The organism is Mesorhizobium sp. M6A.T.Ce.TU.002.03.1.1 (assembly GCF_003997275.1).
Lineage (GTDB): Bacteria > Pseudomonadota > Alphaproteobacteria > Rhizobiales > Rhizobiaceae > Mesorhizobium > Mesorhizobium mediterraneum.
Genome location: NZ_RZTI01000074.1, coordinates 1 through 22535, shown reverse-complemented (window position 1 = coordinate 22535; position 22535 = coordinate 1). Strand labels below are relative to the sequence as shown.

The 22535-nt window shown below is 62.9% G+C and carries 25 protein-coding genes; 19 read left to right on the top strand and 6 right to left on the bottom strand.

Features of this window, described 5'->3' with window-relative positions; all coding sequences use genetic code 11:
• Positions 1 to 84 precede the first annotated feature (84 nt).
• Positions 85 to 468, bottom strand: a complete 384-nt coding sequence (locus EOC93_RS20835; RefSeq protein ID WP_095484604.1) for a hypothetical protein — start codon at positions 466 to 468, stop codon at positions 85 to 87.
• A 178-nt stretch (positions 469 to 646) separates the two neighbouring features.
• Between EOC93_RS20835 and ureC the strand changes: the two genes are divergently transcribed.
• The 8 genes from ureC to EOC93_RS20795 all read left to right on the top strand — a co-directional run bounded on the left by ureC (position 647) and on the right by EOC93_RS20795 (position 7022).
• The gene (gene ureC / locus EOC93_RS20830) at positions 647 to 2359 is read left to right on the top strand and encodes an urease subunit alpha (protein WP_126104105.1); all 1713 of its coding nucleotides are present in this window, start codon (positions 647 to 649) and stop codon (positions 2357 to 2359) included.
• Between the two features lie 197 nt (positions 2360 to 2556).
• Entirely contained in the window at positions 2557 to 3045 is a 489-nt protein-coding gene (locus tag EOC93_RS20825; RefSeq protein ID WP_095484602.1) for a DUF29 domain-containing protein, read from the top strand.
• Positions 3046 to 3103: 58 nt separating this feature from the next.
• A complete protein-coding gene (locus EOC93_RS20820) occupies positions 3104 to 3697 on the top strand; it encodes a hypothetical protein (protein WP_095484601.1) in 594 nt (197 codons plus the stop codon).
• A 156-nt stretch (positions 3698 to 3853) separates the two neighbouring features.
• A complete protein-coding gene (locus EOC93_RS20815) occupies positions 3854 to 4429 on the top strand; it encodes an urease accessory protein UreE (RefSeq protein WP_127205557.1) in 576 nt (191 codons plus the stop codon).
• Positions 4422 to 5093: an urease accessory protein UreF gene (locus EOC93_RS20810; protein ID WP_127205556.1), complete on the top strand. Its 672-nt coding sequence runs from the start codon at positions 4422 to 4424 to the stop codon at positions 5091 to 5093. Before EOC93_RS20815 ends, EOC93_RS20810 begins: the two co-directional genes overlap by 8 nt.
• Positions 5090 to 5530 (top strand): DUF3995 domain-containing protein, encoded by a 441-nt coding sequence (locus EOC93_RS20805; RefSeq protein WP_127205555.1) that lies wholly within the window; start codon positions 5090 to 5092, stop codon positions 5528 to 5530. Before EOC93_RS20810 ends, EOC93_RS20805 begins: the two co-directional genes overlap by 4 nt.
• Positions 5527 to 6168: an urease accessory protein UreG gene (gene ureG, locus EOC93_RS20800; protein ID WP_127205554.1), complete on the top strand. Its 642-nt coding sequence runs from the start codon at positions 5527 to 5529 to the stop codon at positions 6166 to 6168. Before EOC93_RS20805 ends, ureG begins: the two co-directional genes overlap by 4 nt.
• Before the next feature lie 86 nt (positions 6169 to 6254).
• A complete protein-coding gene (locus EOC93_RS20795; RefSeq protein ID WP_127205553.1) occupies positions 6255 to 7022 on the top strand; it encodes a class II aldolase and adducin N-terminal domain-containing protein in 768 nt (255 codons plus the stop codon).
• 3 nt (positions 7023 to 7025) lie between these two features.
• On the opposite strand, the gene EOC93_RS20790 is transcribed toward EOC93_RS20795, so the two are convergent.
• Positions 7026 to 7658 (bottom strand): HAD family phosphatase, encoded by a 633-nt coding sequence (locus EOC93_RS20790; protein ID WP_095484596.1) that lies wholly within the window; start codon positions 7656 to 7658, stop codon positions 7026 to 7028.
• A 243-nt stretch (positions 7659 to 7901) separates the two neighbouring features.
• Between EOC93_RS20790 and EOC93_RS20785 the strand changes: the two genes are divergently transcribed.
• On the top strand, positions 7902 to 8861 hold the full coding sequence (locus EOC93_RS20785) for a sugar-binding transcriptional regulator (protein ID WP_095484595.1): 960 nt from the start codon (positions 7902 to 7904) through the stop codon (positions 8859 to 8861).
• Between the two features lie 21 nt (positions 8862 to 8882).
• On the opposite strand, the gene EOC93_RS20780 is transcribed toward EOC93_RS20785, so the two are convergent.
• Positions 8883 to 9068, bottom strand: coding sequence for a hypothetical protein (locus EOC93_RS20780; protein ID WP_095484594.1), 186 nt, complete (start codon positions 9066 to 9068; stop codon positions 8883 to 8885).
• A gap of 110 nt (positions 9069 to 9178) precedes the next feature.
• Between EOC93_RS20780 and gcvA the strand changes: the two genes are divergently transcribed.
• The 9 genes from gcvA to EOC93_RS20735 all read left to right on the top strand — a co-directional run bounded on the left by gcvA (position 9179) and on the right by EOC93_RS20735 (position 19102).
• A complete protein-coding gene (gcvA, locus tag EOC93_RS20775) occupies positions 9179 to 10087 on the top strand; it encodes a transcriptional regulator GcvA (RefSeq protein ID WP_095484593.1) in 909 nt (302 codons plus the stop codon).
• A 189-nt stretch (positions 10088 to 10276) separates the two neighbouring features.
• Positions 10277 to 11587 (top strand): sugar ABC transporter substrate-binding protein, encoded by a 1311-nt coding sequence (locus EOC93_RS20770; RefSeq protein ID WP_095484592.1) that lies wholly within the window; start codon positions 10277 to 10279, stop codon positions 11585 to 11587.
• 122 nt (positions 11588 to 11709) lie between these two features.
• Positions 11710 to 12582: a sugar ABC transporter permease gene (locus tag EOC93_RS20765; protein WP_126104098.1), complete on the top strand. Its 873-nt coding sequence runs from the start codon at positions 11710 to 11712 to the stop codon at positions 12580 to 12582.
• 11 nt (positions 12583 to 12593) lie between these two features.
• A complete protein-coding gene (locus EOC93_RS20760; protein WP_095484590.1) occupies positions 12594 to 13418 on the top strand; it encodes a carbohydrate ABC transporter permease in 825 nt (274 codons plus the stop codon).
• Positions 13419 to 13467: 49 nt separating this feature from the next.
• A complete protein-coding gene (locus tag EOC93_RS20755; protein ID WP_127205552.1) occupies positions 13468 to 14472 on the top strand; it encodes an ABC transporter ATP-binding protein in 1005 nt (334 codons plus the stop codon).
• A complete protein-coding gene (locus EOC93_RS20750; RefSeq protein WP_127205551.1) occupies positions 14469 to 15239 on the top strand; it encodes an L-iditol 2-dehydrogenase in 771 nt (256 codons plus the stop codon). Before EOC93_RS20755 ends, EOC93_RS20750 begins: the two co-directional genes overlap by 4 nt.
• A 73-nt stretch (positions 15240 to 15312) precedes the next feature.
• The gene (locus EOC93_RS20745) at positions 15313 to 16791 is read left to right on the top strand and encodes a mannitol dehydrogenase family protein (protein WP_127205550.1); all 1479 of its coding nucleotides are present in this window, start codon (positions 15313 to 15315) and stop codon (positions 16789 to 16791) included.
• Positions 16792 to 16835: 44 nt separating this feature from the next.
• A complete protein-coding gene (locus EOC93_RS20740) occupies positions 16836 to 17519 on the top strand; it encodes an HAD family hydrolase (protein WP_127205549.1) in 684 nt (227 codons plus the stop codon).
• Positions 17516 to 19102 carry an FGGY-family carbohydrate kinase gene (locus EOC93_RS20735; protein ID WP_127205548.1) on the top strand — a complete coding sequence of 529 codons (1587 nt, stop codon included), beginning with the start codon at positions 17516 to 17518 and terminating at the stop codon, positions 19100 to 19102. Before EOC93_RS20740 ends, EOC93_RS20735 begins: the two co-directional genes overlap by 4 nt.
• A gap of 25 nt (positions 19103 to 19127) precedes the next feature.
• On the opposite strand, the gene EOC93_RS20730 is transcribed toward EOC93_RS20735, so the two are convergent.
• Positions 19128 to 19706 (bottom strand): histidine phosphatase family protein, encoded by a 579-nt coding sequence (locus tag EOC93_RS20730; RefSeq protein WP_127205565.1) that lies wholly within the window; start codon positions 19704 to 19706, stop codon positions 19128 to 19130.
• A 289-nt stretch (positions 19707 to 19995) separates the two neighbouring features.
• On the opposite strand from EOC93_RS20730, the gene EOC93_RS20725 reads away from it, so the two are divergent.
• Positions 19996 to 21399, top strand: coding sequence for an MATE family efflux transporter (locus tag EOC93_RS20725; RefSeq protein WP_127205547.1), 1404 nt, complete (start codon positions 19996 to 19998; stop codon positions 21397 to 21399).
• 40 nt (positions 21400 to 21439) lie between these two features.
• Here the strand turns inward: EOC93_RS20725 and EOC93_RS20720 are convergent, their stop codons facing one another.
• The gene (locus EOC93_RS20720) at positions 21440 to 21805 is read right to left on the bottom strand and encodes a hypothetical protein (protein ID WP_095485083.1); all 366 of its coding nucleotides are present in this window, start codon (positions 21803 to 21805) and stop codon (positions 21440 to 21442) included.
• A gap of 127 nt (positions 21806 to 21932) precedes the next feature.
• On the bottom strand, positions 21933 to 22535 hold a 603-nt coding region (locus tag EOC93_RS20715), incomplete at its 5' end, for an amino acid ABC transporter permease (RefSeq protein ID WP_164759218.1).

Below are 22535 nucleotides of genomic sequence, written 5' to 3'. Positions count from 1 at the left end.
AAAAATCGAAACGTGTTCTGCCCTGCGAAGGTTCCCTCCCCGATGCGGCGGGCCGACCTTGCGCCGGCCCGCCATAGCGCATCGTCAGCTCGCTTTCTTGGTGATCAAGGTCAGCGCGCCATTGGTGTCCATGCTGGCGGCGATCACTTGCGCCGAGGTGAGTCCTTTGGCTTCGAGCGCGGACTTGACCTGGGGCGTCGCGTCGATCGAGCTGCGCAATTTCTGCAGGCCATCCTCGCCGCGCTTGGCGATCACTTCATTGACCTTCGTCTTCGTTTCCTCGGGCAGTTCTTCGATGTCGACGACGTTGACGGTCTGAATCGCCGGCACTTCCGGCTGAGCGCCGGGCGCCGCGGGAGCGGGCGAAGCCGGCGGCTCGCCGGGTTGCGGCGCAGGCTGTTGCTGGGCGCTGGCAGCGGTCGCGAGCAGGAGGGTGGCGGCGGCTGCGAGACGTATCGTTTTGCGCATGGATCTTCCTTTCCATCGATTGGCAAACGGTCGTTTTGGAGTGGCCCAGCCACCTCAAACGTTAAATGGGATCGGAAAGTGTCGCCCAGCGGGTCATTACGTGACCATAGGATGGCGACAATGTGGGGCCGGGCTTCGACCGGCTGTACTTTGGGCCGCATTTCAGGAGCAATTGCCGATGGCTAGAATCACCCGCGCCGCCTATGCCCAGATGTACGGCCCGACCGTCGGCGACAAGGTGCGGCTTGCCGATACCGAGCTGTTCATCGAGGTCGAGAAGGATTTCACCCTTCATGGCGAAGAGGTGAAATTCGGCGGCGGCAAAGTCATCCGCGACGGTATGGGCCAGAGCCAGGTTTCCCGCGCCCAAGGCGCGGTCGATACCGTCATCACCAATGCGCTGGTCGTCGATGCGTCAGGCGGCATCTTCAAGGCCGATATCGGCATGAAGGACGGCCGCATCGCCGCAATCGGCAAGGCCGGCAATCCGGATATGCAAGACGGCGTCACCATCATCATCGGCCCCGGCACCGAGATCATCGCCGGCGAGGGCAAGATCCTCACCGCTGGCGGCTTCGACGCGCATATCCACTTCATCTGCCCGCAGCAGATCGAGGAAGCGCTGATGTCAGGCATCACCACCATGCTCGGCGGCGGCACCGGCCCGGCGCATGGCACGCTGGCGACGACCTGCACGCCTGGGCCGTGGCATATGGCGCGTATGATCCAGTCCTTCGACGCCTTCCCGATGAACATCGGCCTGTCGGGCAAGGGCAACGCGTCCTTGCCGGCGGCGCTTGAAGAAATGGTGCTCGGCGGTGCCTGCTCGCTGAAGCTGCACGAGGATTGGGGCACGACGCCCGCGGCAATCGACTGCTGCCTGTCGGTCGCCGACGATTACGACGTGCAGGTGATGATCCACACCGACACGCTGAACGAGTCCGGCTTTGTCGAGAACACGGTGGCAGCCATCAAGGGCCGCACCATCCACGCCTTCCACACCGAAGGCGCCGGCGGCGGCCATGCGCCAGACATCATCAAGGTTTGCGGCCTGCCCAACGTCATCCCGTCCTCGACCAATCCGACCCGCCCCTACACCGTCAACACGCTGGCAGAGCACCTCGACATGCTGATGGTCTGCCATCATCTGTCGCCGTCGATCCCCGAAGACATCGCCTTTGCCGAAAGCCGCATCCGCAAGGAGACCATCGCCGCCGAAGACATTTTGCACGACATCGGCGCCTTCTCGATCATTTCGTCCGATAGTCAGGCGATGGGCCGCGTCGGCGAAGTGGCGATCCGCACTTGGCAGACCGCCGACAAGATGAAGCGTCAGCGCGGTTCGCTGCCGCAGGAAACCGGCGACAACGATAATTTCCGCGTCCGCCGCTACATCGCCAAATACACGATCAACCCGGCCATCGCGCATGGCCTATCCAAAGAGATCGGCTCGGTGACGGTCGGCAAGCGCGCCGATCTGGTCCTGTGGAACCCGGCCTTCTTCGGCGTCAAGCCTGACATGGTGCTGATCGGCGGCATGATCGCCGCCGCCCCGATGGGCGATCCCAACGCCTCGATCCCGACGCCGCAGCCGATGCACTACCGGCCGATGTTCGGCGCCTATGGCAAGGCGATGACCAATTCGTCGGTGACCTTCGTTTCCAAGGCCGCGCTCGACGCTGGCCTGCGCGGCAGGCTCGGCGTCGACAAACAGATGGTCGCCGTCGAGAACACCCGCGGCGGCATCGGCAAGCACTCGATGGTGCTCAACGACGCCACCCCGCATGTCGAGGTCGACCCTGAAACCTATGAGGTCCGCGCCGACGGTGAATTGCTCACCTGCGAGCCGGCCACGGTGCTGCCGATGGCACAAAGGTACTTTTTGTTCTAACCAATCAACTTCACCAAAGTTCATGAATTGGTGAAATGTCTCTGACGGCTAAGTGCGCGCGTTCTGTCAGCTGCTCGCCCAAAACTGTGCACGGATTGTCAACCGCCGCGCTGAAAACGCTTCGGAGAAGCGCCTGATCGGCTCCATCTTTTGCTTCCAACTTGGAAATCTGGACCCTTTGGAGCAATATACGCTGGATGAACAAGATTTTTCGAAAACAGCAATTGACGCCCTACGAGGCCGACTATGCTCAGTGGTGCGCCGAACAAGGCGCGCTGCTGCGCGAAGGTCGTCTGTCCGACCTCGATCGAGAAAATCTGGCGGAGGAGATCGAGAGTTTGGGGCGTAGCGACAAAAGAGAGATCAGAAGCAGGCTGGGCAACTTGCTACTGCACCTCCTCAAATGGCAATTTCAACCCGAGAAGCGTAAAGCAGGATGGTTGATGACAATCCGCGAGCAGCGATATCAGATCGAAAACCTGCTCGACGAAAGCCCAAGCCTGAAAGCTTATCCTGGGCAACAGCTCGGACGGGAATTCAGGATGGCGAGGCTAAAGACGGCCGACGAGACGGGTCTGAACGAGCGGGATTTTCCTGTCGACTGCCCGTATTCGATCAGAGACATACTCCACCACGATTTTTTTCCGGGTGCTCCCTGGTCGTCGGATCAACTTATCCGCGATTAAGCCTTTAGACCGCGACGCTTTAAACAGCCCCATTGCACCGAATCCTCCTTGGGCGTTTATGAACCAGCAACTCCCTTACGCCCACGACATATTCCCCCACATCCGCATCATCTTGGGCATGGTGATCGGGCTTGGCGTCACGCGGCTGCTGTCCGGGGTGGCCCGCATTGTCCAGCATCCCGGACAGTACCGGCTCTATTCGGTGCATCTGGCCTGGGTTGTGTCGGTGCTCTTGATGCTGGTGCATTTCTGGTGGTGGGAGTTCGGCCTGTTTCAGATCGAGACCTGGACCTTCGGCAAGTACCTGTTCATCATCTTCTACGCAGTCACGCTGTTCCTGCTCTGCGCGCTGCTGTTTCCGGACTCGATGCTGGACTACACCAGCTACGAGGATTTTTTCTACTCGCGCCGTGCCTGGTTCTTCGGCCTGCTGGCGGCGACTTACTTGCTCGATGTGATCGACACGCTTCTGAAAGGGCCCGAGCATTTTGCCCGCTTCGGCGTTGAATATTTGTTCCGCACGCCGGTGTTCGTCGCGCTTTGCATCATCGCGATGCTTGTCCGCGATCGCCGCTTCCACATCGCCTTTGTCGCCGCCGCCCTCGTCTACCAGATATCGTTTATCCTGCGGCTCTTCGACACGATCGTTTGACTACAGCGCCGCGCGTCCTTTCGGACGCGCAAAGGACGCTGTAGAAACTTGACTTGGCGCATGATCCTTCCCGAAATCGAATTCGATTTCGGGGTCATGCGCTGGCATTGGGTCGATGCCTGGAACGGACTAAGCTTTTTGCAAGGCAGGTGTTACATGAAGCTCGATATCCGCACCGACTTCACTAAATTCCCGCGTGCCGTCTCCGTGCTTGCCGCCGGCGAAGCGGGAGCGGTCACGCCCTATGATCGGGCCGTGCTTGCCCATGACGAGCGGCACCTGCGTCGCCGCGCCATCGAGACTTCAGGCGGCGACAAGATACTGGTCGACCTGCCCGAGCCGGTTGCTTTGGGCGATCGCGACCGGCTGGTGCTTGAGGATGGCCGCCATGTCGAGATCATCGCCGCGGAGGAGCCGCTCTACGACATCCGCGCCTTGAGCCCTGTTCATCTGACCGAGCTCGCCTGGCATATCGGCAACCGCCATCTGGCGGCCGCCATCGAGGCGGAACGCATACTCATCCTGCGCGATCATGTCATCAAGGCGATGCTGGAAGGGCTGGGCGCGACCGTGCGCGACGTCTCCGAACCGTTCGTGCCGGTGCGTGGTGCCTATTCCGGCCATGGCCACGGCCATGCCGAGGCGCATGCACACAGCCACGCTGAGGCGCATTCCCATGCCCACAACGAATCGCACTCCCACAGCCATTCGCACGGCCATGATCATGACTGACCAGCCTTCCAACGTTGCCTTGTTGCGGCTGATGGCGTGGCTGTCGCCTTCCTTTCCGGTCGGCGGCTTTTCCTACAGCCATGGTCTCGAACGCGCCGTGCACGACGGACTGGTTGCCGACAGCAAAGACCTCGCCGCATGGCTGGAGACGCTGGTCGAGATGGGCTCGGGCTGGAACGATGCCGTGCTGTTTGCCGAAAGCTGGCGGCGCGCGCGGCAAGCCGGTGATCTCGACGAGATCGCCGCACTCGCCGAGGCCTTGGCCGGCTCGCGCGAGCGCCACACTGAAACCATCCTGCAAGGGGCGGCCTTCCTGAAGGCGGCTTCGGCCTGGCCCTGCCAGGTGCTGGAACGCCTGCCGGCCGAGTGCCCCTATTGCGTCGCAGTCGGCGCAACTGCCGGTGGCAACGCCATCGCGCTGCAGGACGCGCTGTCGGCCTTCCTGCAGAGTTTCTTTTCCAATCTCGTCCAGGCGGCGATCCGGCTCGGCGTCGTCGGCCAGACCGGCGCCACCGCGCTGCTCGCCGGCTTTGAGCCGCTGGCGCTGGAAACGGCGTCCCGTGCCTCCAATTCGACGCTTGACGATCTCGGCGGCTGCGCCTTCGTCTCCGACATCATGGCGATGAAGCACGAAACCCAGTATTCCCGGCTGTTCCGCTCATGATCGTACTTGCCTTCATTCTCTCAATCGTCCTGCTGCTGATCACCACGCTGCATGTCTATTGGGGTATTGGCGGGATCTGGCCGGGCAGGGACGCTGCCTCCTGCGCCCGCGCGGTGGTCGGCTTTCGCAGCGTCGACGAGATGCCGGCGCCCTTCGCTTCTTTTGCCGTTGCTGCCTGCCTCGGCCTGGCGACGCTGTGGCCGATGGCGCTCGAAGGCGTGTTTGCCACGCCCTTTCCCAAGGCCGGGCTTGCCGCGACAGCGCTGCTCATCGCGCTGGTCTTCCTGGCGCGCGGCATTGCCGGTTTCACGCCGTGGTGGCGCCGGCTGACGCCGGAACAGCCTTTCGCGCGGTTCGATGTCCGCTATTATTCGCCGCTGTGCCTGCTGATCGGGCTCGGCTTCGCCATTCTTGCCATCACGGAGTTTTCCGCATGACCCAAGCCAACGGTCCTCTTCGCATCGGCATCGGCGGCCCGGTCGGCTCCGGCAAGACGACGCTCACCGAAAAGCTCTGCAAGTCACTGCGCGACGAGTTTTCCATCGCCGTCGTCACCAACGATATCTACACCAAGGAAGACGCCATGATGCTGGCCCGGCTTCAGGCACTGCCCGAGGATCGCATCATGGGTGTCGAGACCGGCGGTTGCCCGCACACCGCCATCCGTGAGGACGCCTCGATCAATCTGCAGGCGATCGCCGAGATGAACAGGAAATTCCCGGATCTCGACATCGTCTTCATCGAATCGGGCGGCGACAATCTCGCCGCTACCTTCTCGCCTGATCTCGCCGATCTGACGCTCTACGTCATCTCGGTCTGCCAGGGCGAGGAGATCCCGCGCAAGGGCGGACCGGCGATCACGCGGTCCGACTTCCTGGTCATCAACAAGAGCGATCTCGCCCCCTATGTGAACGTCAATCTCGACGTCATGGAGAGCGATGCCGCCCGCATGCGCGGCAAGCGGCCGTTCGGCTTCACCGACCTGTCGCGCGGCAAGGGCCTGCAGGAGGTGATCGATTTCATCATCGAGCATGGCGGGCTGCGGGTCGACGCCGCCAGAAGCACTGCGGCGTAAGGCGACGGCGCTCGCCTGCACCAAACGAAACCGGTTGCGCGTTCCGCCGGCGCGCGGCATCCTTGCTTCTTTCACGGAGGTTTTCGATGAGCATCGCCCGCCTGCAGAAGGAAATGCTGACCAACCTGCCTTTCTACGAGGAGCGCGTCGATCTGGCTTGCGCCTTCCGCTGGACGGCGCGGCTCAACATGCACGAGGCGGTGGCCAATCATTTCTCGCTGGCCGTCAACGATGACGGCTCGCAATTCCTGATGAATCCCAACCAGGTGCATTTCTCACGCATCAAGGCGAGCGACCTGCTGCTGATCGACGCCAACGATCCCGATACGCTCTCCGGCCCGAATGCGCCCGACCCGACGGCATGGGGCCTGCACGGCGCCATCCATCGCAATGTGCGTCATGCGCGTTGCGTCATGCATGTGCACTCGATCCACGCCACGGTGCTCGCCTCGCTCGCCGACTCGACGCTGCCGCCGATCGACCAGAACTCGGCGATCTTCTTCAACCGCCACGTCGTCGACGGCCACTATGGCGGGCTCGCCTTCGAGGAGGAGGGCGAACGCTGCTCGCAGCTGCTTACCGATCCGAAGGTCAAGGTGATGGTCATGGGCAACCATGGCGTGCTGGTCATCGGCGATACCGTTGCCGACACCTTCAACCGCATGTTCTATTTCGAGCGCGCCGCCGAGACCTATATCAAGGCGCTGTGGACCGGCCGTCCGCTGCGGGTCCTGCCGGATGAAATCGCGGAAAAAGCAGCGCTGGAGCAAGAGGACTATCCCGGCCAGGCCGAACGGCACCTGTCTGAATTGAAGGCGATCCTCGACGAGCAGGAGCCTGTTTACCGGAACTGATACTTAAAGCCCCAGCTCCGCCCGCAATTCGTCGGCGCTGTTGATGACGATCGCGCCGGGCGGCCCGTCCATAGGCGCCTCCGGCCAGAAGATCGTCCTCATCCCCGCCGCCAGCCCCGCCGTGGCGCCGGTCACGCTGTCGTCGACGGCCACGGCATCGGCCGGATCGACACCGGCCAGCCAAGCGGCGCGCAGGAAGGGTTCGGCGTGCGGCTTGCCCTCGTGCACGTCATTGCGGCTGATTGTCTTCATGCCGGGATAGAAGAGGCCAACCGCGCGCAGATTGGCATCGACGATCAGCCGGTCGGAATTGGACACCACCGCCTGCGCCACGCCAAGCGCGCGCAGCTCGTTAAAAATCTCGATCGCGCCGATGCGCGGCTTCAGCGTCTCGGCCATCGGCAGATAGTGATCGTATTTGCGCACGATCCAGTCGTCGAAGGGCAGGTCGAGGCCGAACTCGTCGCGCAGCATCTCGTAGACCGGCCATGCGGCAATGCCCAGCACCCGCTCATGCAGGTTGGCCGGCGCCGCGATGCCGACGCTGTGCAGCGCCGCCACCAGCGCCGCCTCGTGCAACGGCTCGCTATCGACCAGCGTGCCGTCCATGTCCCAGAAAACCGCTTTCGGCGTCATGCGAGGCTCCTTTGTCTGAATCCCTAAAGGGTTTGCGTCGGGAGATAAACCGCCGCGCCTGACTGCACGGACATTGCGGGACTTCAAAAATTGCTTGGCTACGATCATCCACTCTAAGCACCACAGGCGCCTCGGGCAGTTCACCTAAGCAATTGCTCTGGTGATAGGCAATTGCGCACAAGCGCATTCCCCCTTAAAAGTAAAGCGCCCCCGCCTTGATGCTCGGGGCAGGGAGGCAGCAAGTTGAATTCCCGGCAGGACAGCGGCAGCAACAGGCTGGACGACGCGGCACGCGCCGGCTGGCTTTATTATGTCGCCGGCAACACGCAGGACCAGATCGCCTCGACGCTCGGCATCTCACGGCAGACGGCGCAGCGGCTTGTGTCGCTGGCGGTGTCGGAAGGGCTGATCAAGGTGCGCGTCGACCACCCGATCGCCAATTGCCTCGATCTCGCGGCGCGACTGAAATCGCGCTTCGCGCTCGATCTGGTCGAGGTGGTGCCGAGCGATCCTGCTTCCTCCTCGACCATCATCGGCGTCGCCGAGGCGGCGGCGGCCGAGATTGAACGGCGGCTGCGGTCGCCGACGCCGATCGTCATGGCGATCGGCACCGGCCGCACGCTGAAGGCGGCAATCGAGCAGCTGCCGCCGATGGAATGCCCTCAGCACAAGGTCGTGTCGCTGACCGGCAACATCTCGCCCGACGGCTCGGCCGCCTTCTACAACGTCATCTTCACCATGGCCGACAGGGTCAAGGCGCGCTCCTTCCCGATGCCGTTGCCGGTCATCGCCTCCTCGCCGGAGGAGCGCGAGATGCTGCTCAGCCAACCGATGATTCAACCGACGCTGGCGCTTGCAGCGGAAGCCGACGTCACGTTCATCGGCATCGGCGATCTCGGCCCGAAGGCGCCGCTCTATGAAGACGGCTTCATTTCGGAAAGTGAATTGAAGGCGCTGCAGAAAGCCGGCGGCGTCGCCGAGATCGTCGGCTGGGTCTTCGATCGCGAAGGCCGGATGATCGAGGGCATCACCAATGACAGGGTGTCTTCGGCGTCACTGCCGTCGCGCGAAAAGTCTCTGGTGATCGCGCTCGCCATGGGCGAGCGGAAGCTGCCCGGCATCCTTGCGGCTGTAAACCGGCGGCTGGTCAACGGCCTCATCACCGACGAGCGGACCGCCGCCGCTTTGCTGGCGGCCAGTTGATTAGGGATAAGTCCAGCAAGGCTATTTGTGCCGACCGTAAGGATCGTTGCCATCGAGAAAACCCATGTCGCGCTGCAGATGCGACGGCAGTTCCCTGATGTCGAGATAGGCCCGTTTTCTCGCCGCGTGCCGTGCAAGCCCGCGCGCCAGCCGCGAAAACCAGCTTTGGCCTGGCGTTAGAAACAGCTTTTCCTGGATCGTGGTCATGATCGTCAGCCTTCGCTATGCTTGAACTGATTGATGCGTCGACCACAAATATCGGCTTCACGGCGCCTTGCTGCCAATCAAACGTCGATCACGGCCCATAAGGAGGGCTTATGCCTGAACTCAAGTCACGGCAGGTCTCCCAACTCCCTCCGCTTCAGGCGATCCGCGTGTTCGAGGCGGTGGCGCGGCATCTTTCCTTCACCAAGGCCGCCGGCGAGCTTGGCATGACGCAGGCGGCGGCGAGCTATCAGATCAAGCTCCTGGAGGAGCGCGTCGGCGCGCCTCTGTTCTTGCGCCGGCCAAGGCAGATCGTGCTGACCGAGGCGGGGCAACGCATGGCGCCTGCGGTCAGCGAGGCGTTCGCCCTGTTGGGCGGAGCATATGCTGCCGCGCGCAGCGGCGCCGATGGGGTGCTCTGTGTCTCGACGCTGCTGACCTTTGCCTCGAATTGGCTGGCGCGGCATCTCGGCTCGTTTCAGGTCGCGCACCCGTCGCTGGCGGTTCGCCTCGACACATCGAACCGCGTGGTCGACTTCACCCGCGAGGATATCGACATCGCCATCCGTTCAGGCGGGGGAAACTGGCCGGGCGTGGAAGTGCACAAGCTTTTCAATGCGGATTTCACGCCGATGCTGAGCCCGAAACTCGCGGCGTCCATTGGCGGGGTGAAGGAGCCTGCCGATCTGTTGCGCCTGCCGATCCTCGACCCCGGCGACATCTGGTGGCGGGACTGGTTTATCGCCGCCGGCCTGCCGGTCGAGGAATTGGCCAAGCGCCCCGGCTCCAGCATGGGTGCGCAGGCCTACGAGGCCAACGCCGCGATCGCCGGGCAGGGCGTGGCGATCGTGACGGCCGCGCTTTTCAACGCCGAGCTTGCCGATGGCCGCCTGATCCAGCCGTTCGATCTGGTCGGCGACGACGGCCATGCCTATTGGCTGGTCTATCCCCAGGCGCGGCGCAACGTGCCGAAGATCCGCGCTTTTCGCGAATGGATCCTGGCTGAGATCGCCGGCCAATAGGTCGATACGCCGCGCCGAAAACCCGAGGTCTGGGGCGCCGGCAAGCTTATTCAAACCGTCCGGAACCGAATCCCGCACGAGGCTGCGTGCTGCGCTGCAGCAACGAATCCGGCTTGACATAATTCACGGAGAGTGAGTAATTGCCCATAGCCAAGGCAAATGCTCAGCTTGGTCTATGGGAGGAATTTGATGAAACTTCGCACGCTCACCCTGGGTCTGTTGTCGGCCAGCGCCTTTGCGTTCGCCGCGCATGCCGAATCCATCACCATCGCCACTGTCAACAATGGCGATATGGTCCGCATGCAGAAGCTGACCGACGACTTCACCGCCAAGAACCCCGACATCCAGCTCCAGTGGGTCACGCTCGAGGAGAACGTGCTGCGCGAGCGCGTCACCACCGACATCGCCACCAAGGGTGGCCAGTACGACGTGATGACCATCGGCACCTACGAGGTTCCGATCTGGGCCAAGCAGAGCTGGCTGCTGCCGCTCGACAAGCTCGGCGACGACTATGACGTCAAGGACATCATCCCGGCGATCGCCGGCGGCCTGTCGGTCGACGGCACCCTTTACGCAGCGCCGTTTTACGGCGAAAGCTCCTTCGTCATGTACCGCAAGGACCTGATGGAGAAGGCCGGGCTGACCATGCCCGACGCGCCGACCTGGGACTTCATCAAGCAAGCCGCCGACAAGATGACGGATCGCGCTAGCGGCGTGAACGGTGTCTGCCTGCGCGGCAAGGCCGGCTGGGGCGAGAACATGGCCTTCCTGACCGCCATGTCGAACTCCTTCGGCGCACGCTGGTTCGATGAGAACTGGAAGCCGCAGTTCGACCAGCCCGAGTGGAAGAACACGCTGCAGTTCTATGTCGACCTGATGAAGGCCAATGGCCCCGAGGGCGCGTCTTCGAACGGCTTCAACGAAAACCTGGCGCTGTTCCAGCAGGGCAAGTGCGGCATGTGGATCGACGCCACCGTCGCCGCGTCCTTCGTCTCCGACCCGAAGAACTCAACAGTCGCAGACAAGGTCGGTTACGCGCTTGCTCCCGACAACGGGCTTGGCAAGCGCGGCAACTGGCTGTGGGCCTGGTCGCTGGCCATTCCAGCCGGCACGCAGAAGGCTGACGCCGCTCAGAAATTCGTCTCCTGGGCAACCAGCAAAGCCTATGCCGAGCTCGTCGCATCGAAGGAAGGCTGGGCCAATGTTCCGCCCGGAACGCGCACTTCACTCTACAACAACCCCGAATACCAGAAGGCGGCGCCCTTCGCCAAGATGACGCTGGACTCGATCAACGCCGCCGATCCGACGCATCCGACCGTCAAGCCGGTGCCCTATGTCGGCGTCCAGTTCGTCGCCATCCCCGAGTTCCAGGGCCTTGGCACGACTGTCGGCCAGCTGTTCTCGGCGGCACTCGCCGGCCAGACGAGCGTCGACGACGCCTTGAAGCAGGCGCAGGACGCTGCCACCGCGACGATGACCGAGGGCGGTTATATCCAGTAGGCTCCTCCCGGTGCCGAACGCCGGTTGCCTATCATGGCCGGCAAAGGGGCCGCCCGAATCCCAGTTCGGGCGGCCACCTTCACACTTTCGAAAATTTGGCTGACCTTTGAAGGGTGACCGTCATGGCTACTCAGCAGACCCGTTCGCTTGCCCGCTTCATGATGGCGCCATCCGTGGTGCTGCTGTTCGTCTGGATGATCGTGCCGCTGGCGTTCACCCTGTGGTTCTCCTTCCAGCAGTACAACCCGCTCAACCCGATCCGCGACGGGTTCGTCGGCTTCTCGAACTACGCGCTCTTCTATTCAAACCCGGCATTCCTGCAGTCGATCCTCAACACGCTCGTCCTCGTGGTCAGCGTGCTTTTGATCACGGTGATCGGCGGCATCCTGCTGGCCCTCCTGCTCGATCAGCCGATATGGGGACAGGGCATCGTCCGCATCCTCGTCATCTCGCCGTTCTTCGTCATGCCGCCGGTGGCAGCGCTGGTCTGGAAGAACATGATCATGCATCCGCAATACGGCGTCTTTGCCGATATTGCGCGCTTCTTCGGCGGGCAGCCGATCGACTGGTTCGGGCAATATCCCATGCTGGCGATCATCATCATCGTCGCCTGGCAGTGGCTGCCATTTGCGACATTGATTCTTTTGACCTCGCTGCAGTCGTTAGACGGCGAGCAGAAAGAGGCCGCCGAGATGGACGGGGCCGGCTTCATCAGCCGCTTCATCTATCTGACGCTGCCGCACATGTCGCGCGCCATCACCGTCGTCATCCTGATCCAGACGATCTTCCTGCTGTCGGTCTATGCCGAGATCCTCGTCACCACCAATGGCGGCCCCGGTTACGCCTCCACCAACCTGCCCTTCCTCGTCTACCAGAAGGCGCTGCTGGAGTTCAAAATCGGCCAAGCATCCGCCGGCGGTATCCTCGCCGTCATTCTCGCCAACATCGTCGCCTTCTTCGCCATGCGCGCGGTCGGCAAGAACCTGGACAAATAAGGGAGGAAACGATGGCACGTGCAGTCAGCACCCAGCACAAGACGATTGCGACCGCGGCCGCCTGGATCGTCGCCCTGCTGGTCTTCTTCCCGATCCTGTATACGATCATCACCTCGTTCAAGTCGGAGCAGGAGGCCATCCAGGGCTTCAACCTGTTTCCGTCGGGAACCACGGAGAGCTATACCGCGGTCGAGGCGCAGAGCGGCTACTTCAAGTTCTTCCTCAACTCGGTGTTCCTGTCGGTCGGCTCGACCATTCTGGCCTTGCTTGTCGCCATACCGGCGGCATGGTCGATGGCGTTCTCGCCGGGCAAGTGGACCAAGGACATCCTGATGTGGATGCTTTCCACCAAGATGATGCCGGCGGTTGCCGTGCTGTTCCCGATCTACCTGATCTTCCGCGATACCGGATTGCTCGACAGCCGCATCGGCCTGATGATCATGCTGATGTTGATCAACCTGCCGATCGTGGTGTGGATGCTCTACACCTATTTCCGCGAAATCCCCGGCGAGATATTGGAAGCGGCGCGCATGGACGGCGCCTCGCTCTGGAACGAGATCGTCTATGTGCTGACGCCGATGGCGGTGCCGGGCATTGCTTCGACGATGCTGCTCAACATCATCCTGGCGTGGAACGAGGCGTTCTGGACGATCCGGCTGACCACTACCGAGGCCGCGCCCCTCACCGCCTTCATCAGCTCCTTCTCAAGCCCGCAAGGGTTGTTCTGGGCCAAGCTGTCGGCGGCCTCGACGCTGGCGATCGCGCCGATCCTGATCATGGGCTGGTTCAGCCAGAAGCAGCTGGTGCGCGGCCTGACATTTGGCGCCGTGAAGTAACGGACGTTGCCTGAAGCAATCGACAAAAATACCTCTCGGGGAGGAAACCATGGGAAACATCACGCTCAAGAACGTCTCCAAGTCCTTCGGGTCGACGATCATCATTCCAGGCATCGATCTGGTCATCGAGAACGGCGAGTTCGTCGTCTTCGTCGGCCCGTCGGGCTGCGGCAAGTCCACGCTGCTGCGGCTGATCGCCGGGCTGGAGGACACCACCGCCGGCACCATCAACATTGACGGCCGCGACGTGACCGGCGAGGCGCCGGCCAAGCGCAAGCTGGCCATGGTGTTCCAGTCCTATGCGCTCTACCCGCATATGACGGTGGCCAAGAACATCGCTTTTCCGCTGAAGATGGCGGGGGAGGACCAGGCGACCATCGACAGGAAGGTGAAGGACGCGGCGCGCATCTTGAATCTCACCAACTATCTCGAACGCCGCCCCGGCCAACTGTCCGGCGGTCAGCGCCAGCGCGTCGCCATCGGTCGCGCCATCGTGCGCCAGCCTTCGGCCTTCCTGTTCGACGAACCTTTGTCCAACCTCGACGCGGCCCTGCGCGGCACCATGCGGCTGGAAATCAGTGAGCTGCATCATCAGCTCAAGACGACGATGGTCTACGTCACCCACGACCAGGTCGAGGCGATGACCATGGCCGACAAGATCGTCGTGCTCAATGCCGGCAATGTCGAGCAGGTCGGCTCGCCGATGGAGCTCTACAAGACGCCGAAGAACCTGTTCGTCGCTGGCTTCATCGGCTCGCCGAAGATGAACCTGATCGAAGGCGCGTCGGCAGCCAAGTACGGCGCCAGGACGGTCGGTATCCGTCCGGAGCATATGAACATTTCGACGACATCAGGCGACTGGAAGGCCACGGTCGGTGTCGCCGAGCATCTTGGCTCCGACACGTTTTTGCACGTGCAGGCGGACGGCGTCGGTCCGCTGACGGTGCGCGCCGACGGTGAACTGGCCGTCGATCACGGCGACACGATCTATCTGACCCCGGACAAGGCCAAGCTGCACCGCTTCGGCGCCGACGGAAAGGCGATGATGCAATGAGGCTGACGGGTAAATCGGCGCTGATCACCGGATCGGCGCGCGGCATCGGCAGGGCGTTCGCCGAAGCCTATGTGCGCGAGGGCGCCACGGTTGCGATCGGCGACATCAATCTCGAAGCTGCGGAAAAGACGGCCTCGGAGATCGGCGGCAAGGCTTATGCCGTGAAACTGGACGTCACCGACCTCGCTTCGATCGAGGCGGCGGTGAAAGCGGTCGAGACAAGGACCGGCGGGCTGGACATACTGATCAACAACGCCGCTTTGTTCGACCTGGCGCCGATCGTCGAGATATCGAAGGCGAGCTACGACCGGTTGTTTTCCGTCAATGTCGCCGGCACGCTGTTCATGCTGCAGGCAGCCGCCCGCTCGATGATCGCCCGGGGCAAGGGCGGCAAGATCATCAACATGGCGAGCCAGGCCGGGCGCCGCGGCGAGGCGCTGGTTGGCGTCTATTGCGCCACCAAGGCCGCCGTCATCTCGCTCACCCAGTCGGCTGGGCTCGATCTGATCAAGCACCGCATCAACGTCAATGCCATCGCGCCGGGCGTCGTCGACGGCGAGCACTGGGATCATGTCGATTCCCTGTTCGCCAAGTACGAGAACCGGCCGAAAGGCGAGAAGAAGCGGCTGGTCGGCGAGGCGGTGCCTTATGGCCGTATGGGCACGGCGCAAGACCTCACCGGCATGGCGGTGTTCCTGGCCAGCGAGGACGCCGAGTACATCGTCGCCCAGACCTACAATGTCGACGGTGGCCAGTGGATGAGTTGAGGGGGGCGAAGGCGCTCTTCTCCCCGTTTCCTCCACGGGGAGAAGAGCCGTCCCGCCCAAGGATAAAAAGCAAATGGCCGTGAAACTCTCGTCTTCCATCCTCGCCAAGCTTCCGCCCAAGGTTGCCGGCCCGAAATATGATCGCGCTGCGCTCAAAGCCGGCATCGTGCATTTCGGCGTCGGCAATTTCCACCGCTCGCATCAGGCAGTCTATCTCGACGATCTGTTCAATTCGGGCGTTGGCCACGACTGGGCACTGGTCGGCGCCGGCGTCTTCGAGGGCGAGAAGGTCGGCCGCGGCAAGCTGCAGGAACAGGACTGGCTGACCACCGTGGTCGAGCAGGACAGTGGTCATATGAGCGCCCGCGTCACCGGCGTCATGGTCGATTTCCTGATGCCGGGCGATGCGGCCGCGATCATCGAACGGCTCGCCGATCCGGCGATAAGGATCGTTTCTCTGACCATCACCGAAGGCGGCTACTTCATCGATCCGGCGTCCGGCGTGTTCAATCCAACCCATCCCGACATTGTCGCCGATGCTGAGCCGGGCGCTACGCCGAAGACCGTCTTCGGCATCATCCTTGCCGGGCTGATCCGCCGCCGCGACAACGGCATCGTGCCCTTCACGGTCATGTCTTGCGACAACATCCCCCACAACGGCCATGTCACCTCTGACGGCGTCGTTGGTCTCGCGCGGCTGATCGACGAGGATCTGGCGAAGTGGGTGGGCGAGGAAGTCGCCTTTCCCAATGGCATGGTCGACCGCATCACGCCGGCCACCACCGACCGTGAGCGCGGCATTCTGTCGAGCGAGTTCGGCCTTGAAGACAACTGGCCGGTGTTCTGCGAGCCGTTCAAGCAATGGGTGCTGGAGGACCATTTCACCGACGGCCGCCCGCCGTTGGAGAAGGTCGGCGTGCAGTTCGTCAGCGATGTCGCGCCCTACGAGCTGATGAAGATCCGCATCCTCAATGGCGGCCATGCGACCATCGCCTATCCGGCCGGACTGATGGACATCCATTTCGTCCACGAGGCGATGCAGGAGCCGCTGGTGCGCGGCTTTCTCGACAGACTGGAGCACGACGAGATCATCCCGACCGTGCCACCGGTGCCGGACACCGTGCTGGAGGACTATTATCAACTCATCGAGCACCGCTTCTCCAATCCGAAGATCGGCGACACGATCCGCAGGCTTTGTCTCGATGGCTCCAACCGGCAGCCGAAATTTATCATCCCGACCATCGCCGACCGGCTGAAAGCCGGCAAGGGCGTCGCTGGCCTGGCGCTGGAATCGGCGCTCTGGTGCCGCTACTGCTTCGGCACGACGGATAGCGGAGCCGTCATCGAACCCAACGATCCGAGCTGGGACCGGCTGCAGACGACCGCCAGGGCGGCAAAGGATGCGCCTGCCGCCTGGCTTGCCATGGAGGACATCTATGGCGATGTCGGCCGCGCGGCGCCGTTTGTCGAAGCCTTTGCCAATGCGCTCAAGGCGCTCTGGGCCGACGGCGCGCGTGCGACACTGACGCGCTACCTCGCCGGCCAGCTCTAAAATCGGCTCAATATCCATGAAGTCTCGCCCATGAAGGCCCTGCAATGACGCCTGATCTGGTCATCTTCGACTGCGACGGCGTGCTGGTCGATAGCGAGACACTGTCCGTCGCGGCGCTGCTTGGCATGATCACGCTTGCCGGCGGCACGATCAGCGAGGAGATCGCCTATGAGCATTTTCTCGGCAAGAGCATGAAAAGCGTTCGCGAAATTCTTCTTAGCGACTTCGGGATTGATATCACCGACCAGCATCTGACCGGGATGCGTGTCGAGCTGATGCGCAAGTTTCGCGAGGAGCTGAAGCCGATCCCCGGCATCGGGCAGGTTCTGCCGAGGCTCGGGCTGCCATGCTGCGTCGCTTCCTCCGGCACGCTGGACCGCATCCGTTATGCGCTCGACGTCACCGGGCTGCTCGAGCTCTTGGAGCCGCATCTGTTCAGCGCCGCCATGGTCGCGCGGGGCAAGCCGGCGCCGGACCTTTTTCTCCACGCAGCCGCCAAAATGGGAGCAATCCCGCAAAATTGTCTGGTCATCGAGGACAGCCCCGCCGGCATCGAAGCGGCGCGGGCTGCAGGCATGCGCGTCCTTGCCTTCACCGGCGGCTCACATACTGGCAACCCGGCACTGAAAGCGCGGCTTGCGTCGAGTGAGCCGGACTTTATATTCGCTGACATGCTGCAATTGCCTGATCTGATTGCAGGCCTGGGAGCGAGAGCAGGAACACCTTGACGAAAAGTTTCGTTTGCGCGGTCGATGTCGGCACCGGGAGCGCCCGCGCGGGCATTCTCGACACCGGAGGCACCTTGCTCGGTCGCGCCGAGCACCCGATCGTCATGAACCGGCCGAAGGCCGATCACGCCGAACACGATTCGCGGGATATCTGGTCGGCGGTCTGCATTGCGGTGCGCGCCGCCCGCGAAAAGGCCGGCGTGGCGCCGGAGAATATCGTCGGCATCTCCTTCGATGCCACCTGCTCGCTCGTGGTGCGGGGCAGGGATGGTGGCCAGCTCAGCGTGTCGGTGTCAGGCGAAAGGCGCTGGGACACCGTCGTCTGGCTCGATCACCGCGCCATTGCCGAGGCGGATGAATGCACCGAAAGCGGCCATGCCGTGCTCGACTATATCGGCGGCGTCATGTCGCCGGAAATGGCAACGCCGAAGCTGATGTGGCTGAAGCGCAACCTGCCCGGAACATGGAATGAAGCCGGCTATTTATTCGACCTCACCGACTTTCTCACCTGGAAGGCGACCGGCTCGCTCGCCCGTTCGCAGTGCACGCTGACCGCCAAGTGGACCTATCTGGCGCATGAGGAAACCGGCTGGCGGCGCAGCTTCTTCGAAGCCGTCGGCCTTGGCGACCTTTTCGAGCATGGCAATCTGCCTGACAAGGCCAGCCCGGTCGGCACCGATATCGGCCGGCTGAGCGCGGAAGCTGCAGCTGAGCTTGGCCTGACCGAAAAATGCCGGGTCGGCGCCGGCGTCATTGATGCCTATGCCGGCGCTCTCGGGGTCCTCGGTGGCTTTGCCGGCGATGAAACCAACATCGGCCGCCATCTGGCGCTGATCGCCGGCACGTCGAGCTGCGTCATGGCGATGTCACCCGATCCGCAACCCTTTGCCGGAGTCTGGGGCCCTTACTATGGGGCGGGCCTTCCCAAGCTTTGGCTGTCGGAAGGCGGTCAATCGGCGACCGGCGCGCTGCTCGACCACATCATCCGCTGGCATGGCGCCGGCGGTGAGCCGGACGCCGCCATGCACGCCAGGATCGCCCGGCGTGTCGCCGAACTGCGTGCCATAGAGGGCGAGAATCTTGCCGGAAGGCTGCATGTGCTGCCGGATTTCCACGGCAACCGCTCGCCGCTCGCCGATCCGCATGCGGTCGGCGTCATCAGCGGACTGACGCTGGATTCCTCCTTCGACAGCCTGTGCAAGCTCTATTGGCGCACCGCCGTCGGCATCGCGCTGGGCGTGCGCCATGTGCTGGAGGCACTGAACGAGAACGGCTATCTGATCGACACGCTGCATGTCACCGGCGGGCACACCAAGAACCCGCTGCTGATGGAGCTTTACGCCGACGCCACCGGCTGCACGGTGGTCGAGCCGCTGGCCGACGAGGCGGTGCTGCTCGGCACCGGCATGGTTGCGGCCACCGCCGCCGGGCTTTTCCCTGATCTGAACGCCGCTTGCGTCGCCATGCAGCAGGGCGGCAGGAAGCGGGCGTCGAATCCGGCTGCCGCCGGCCGGTTCGATCGCGACTACCGCGTGTTTTTGGAGATGCATCGGCAGAGGCAGGCGCTGGACGCGATCAGATAGGCTCGAACAGCCTGCAATGCGTATGCTATCTCTGGTTCCAGCGCCGGATAATTGGTTCGCCGAGGTCGTGCTCGTAGCCGAGCACGCTTATGCTGGCGGTATCCAGGACGAGGAGGGCGCCGTCTTGCGGCGGCAGGCCGAGCCAGCGCGCGGCCAGCACCCGCAGGAAATGAGCGCTTGAGAAAACCAGGACATTGCCGCCGACCTCGCGCAGTTGGTTGACGATCCGGTCCGCCCTCGCGCCGACATCCTGCGCCGCTTCGCCGCTTGGGCAGCCGTCGCGAAAGAGACGCCAGCCTGGACGCTCGATGAGGATCTGCTTGGTGGTCAGGCCCTCGTAAGCGCCGTAATCCCATTCCGCCAGATCGGCCAGCTTCACGCAGGCCGAGCCGAAGCCGGCCAGCGTGCAAGTCTTGAAGGCGCGCTGAGACGGGCTCGACCAGACAGCCTGGAACGAAAGGCCCTGCAACCGCTCAGCGATCCGCCCGGCCGCCTCCTCGCCGGCAGGCGTCAACGGTATGTCGGTCAGGCCGGTGTGCTTTCCGGAGGCGCTCCATTCCGTCTCGCCATGCCGAACCAGATAGATTTCGAGAAACGCGCTCATCCGCATGCCTTTCGATGAAATCTGTACGCCGCCTGCCGGTGTCGGATTGGCCACAACGCAAACTATAGTGGCTTCCATGCTTTCTCCAATAGGCGCGCCAATAGGCATGATTGAGACCTCTGCGACTTTGCTGGCTTAACCCTTCCCCGCGTCAGCCTCTTGCCATAGCTGCCCATTTCGTAGACAAGCCATGCGGTTAATGCGGAATCCGGGCCGATCACGGCCATTTTCCGCGCTGAGACGTGGCTTCCGGCTTTAGCCGACGCGCCGCAATCGGATAGGCGAAAAAATGTCTGCGATCGAAGCCGGCGCTCGCGCGCCGGAAAACCTTTGGCGTCAGGAAATCAGGGCGACGCTGGCGCTCGCCTGGCCGATGGTGCTCACCAATCTCGGCCAGACCGCGATGACTGCCACCGACGTCATGATGATGGGACGGCTGGGTCCGGACACGCTGGCCAGCGGCGCCCTCGGCGCCAACCTCTATTTCATGCCGCTGATCTTCGGGCTCGGCCTGATGCTGGCGACCTCGCCAATGATCGCCACCGAGCTCGGCCGCCGTCGTCATTCGGTGCGCGACCTACGCCGCACCGTGCGCCAGGGCCTGTGGCTGGCGATCCTCATCTGCATTCCGATCTGGATCTTTCTCTGGCACGGCGAGGCCGTGTTGCTGGCCATGGGCCAGGAGCCGGCGCTCGCGCATCAGGCCGGCATCTACCTGCGCTGGCTCGAATGGGCGGTGCTGCCCTTCTACGGGTACATCGTCCTGCGCTCGTTCATCTCGGCGCTGGAGCGGCCGGGCTGGGCGCTGGTCATCGTCTTCGTTGCCGTCGCCTGCAACGCCCTCTTCAACTGGGTGTTCATGTTCGGCAATCTCGGCATTCCTTCGATGGGTATTGCCGGCTCCGGCCTCGCCACCACGCTGTCGAGCATGCTGATGTTCGTCGGCATGGCGGCGGTGGTGATGCTTGAGCCGAAGTTTCGCCGCTACCATCTGTTCGGGCGCTTCTGGCGGGCCGACTGGCCGCGCTTCAAGGGCCTGCTGCGGCTCGGCCTGCCGATCGCCGGCCTCCTGGCGTTCGAGGTGACGATCTTCAATGCTGCGGCGCTTCTCATGGGCCTGATCGATGCGGACTCGCTCGCGGCGCATGCCATTGCCATCCAGATCGCATCGATCTCCTTCATGGTGCCGCTTGGCCTGAACCAGGCGGCGACGGTGCGCGTCGGGCTGGCCCATGGCGCCAGCGATGCGGAAGGTGTCTCCCGCGCCGGCTGGACCGCCTTTGTCATCGGCGTCTCCTTCATGGCGCTGATGGGATTGGCGATGATCCTGTGGCCGCAATTGCTGATCAGCGCTTTCATCGACCTCGGTAACCCGGCCAATGCCAGGGTGATCGGGCTTGCCGTGTCGTTCCTGGCCTTTGCCGCGCTGTTCCAGATTTTCGACGGAGCGCAGGCCGTGGCCGCCGGCATGCTGCGCGGCCTGCACGACACCACGGTGCCGATGATCTATGCCGCGATCGGCTATTGGGGCATCGGCCTGCCGCTCGGCGTGCTGCTGGCCTTCCATTCCGGGCTCAACGGCGTCGGCATCTGGATCGGCCTGTCGTTGGGATTGGCGGTGGTGGCGGCGCTGCTTTTGGCGCGCTGGCTGCGGCGGGACAGGATCGCGCCGCCGATCTCCTTTGGGCATTGATGAAAGCGGCACCGTCACGAAGGAGCGCGGGTCGTGACGTCTATGGGTATTTCGTCTGATTTGCACTCGCGGCCTGGGGGCTTAAATCGCGTTGCAACTCCGTTGGCAGTGGAAGACTTGAGCACCGCAGGTGCACCTCGCGGGCGAACAATTTTCGTTGCTTCTGCTGGTGCTCCTTGATGGCTGCTGCGAGCCCTAATCCGTACGGGCCAAGAAAGACGCCGGTCCCCCAACCCGGCTGCTTTTTTTCGCGAGCGTCGTAGTCCGAGGCCTCCATGCGGGCTTGCTGGCATCCCGGCGAGGCCCATTTCTGGTCTTGCTTCGAAAGCGACGCTCCATAGTCGACCGGAGAGATCGCGCATCCGGCCACCGTCGCTGCCAACGCGACGAACATTGCAATTCTCATCCCCAAGCCCTTCCTAAAGTATGTGGAGAGTACACAGAACTCTTCTTCCAACAAGGAGATAGCTCCGAAGAGGTGACCGGAAACACGGTTAAGGAGGCATCCGAGCGCTAGTCGCAGAACCGGCGTCCTAGTTTTTAGTTGCCCGTCGTTCAAGCGAACGTGCGTATTGCGTCAGCGGGAAGCACATGATGAAGAAGATCAAAGCGACCAGCCCATACACGGTGAACGGCTCGAAGGTCGCATTGTTGATGGCGTTGGATGTCCTGACCAGTTCCTCGAAACCGATGATTGAGGTCAGCGCGGTCGACTTGATCAACTGCACCAGGAAACCGACGGTCGGCGCGCGGGTGATAGAAAACGCCTGCGGCAGGATGATCAGCCTGAGTTCCTGCAGATAATGAAGGCCGAGGCTGGCGCCCGCATCCCACTGGCCGCGCGGCAGCGCATCGACGCCGCCGCGCCAGATTTCGGCGAGATAGGCGCTGGCGAAGAAGGTGAGACCAAATGCGGCGGCGGTCCACGGTTCGATACGCAAGCCCAGCATCGGCAGGCCAAAGAACATCAGGAAGAGCTGCATGAGCAGCGGCGTTCCCTGGAAAAGCGCGATGTAGCCCGAAGCCATTCGCCGGCTCCACTTGTTCTTGGCGATGCGGAAGAACAGCACGACCATGCCGACCACGCCGCCGCAAACGAAGGCCGCCCATGAAAGAAGCAACGTCCAGCGGGCGGC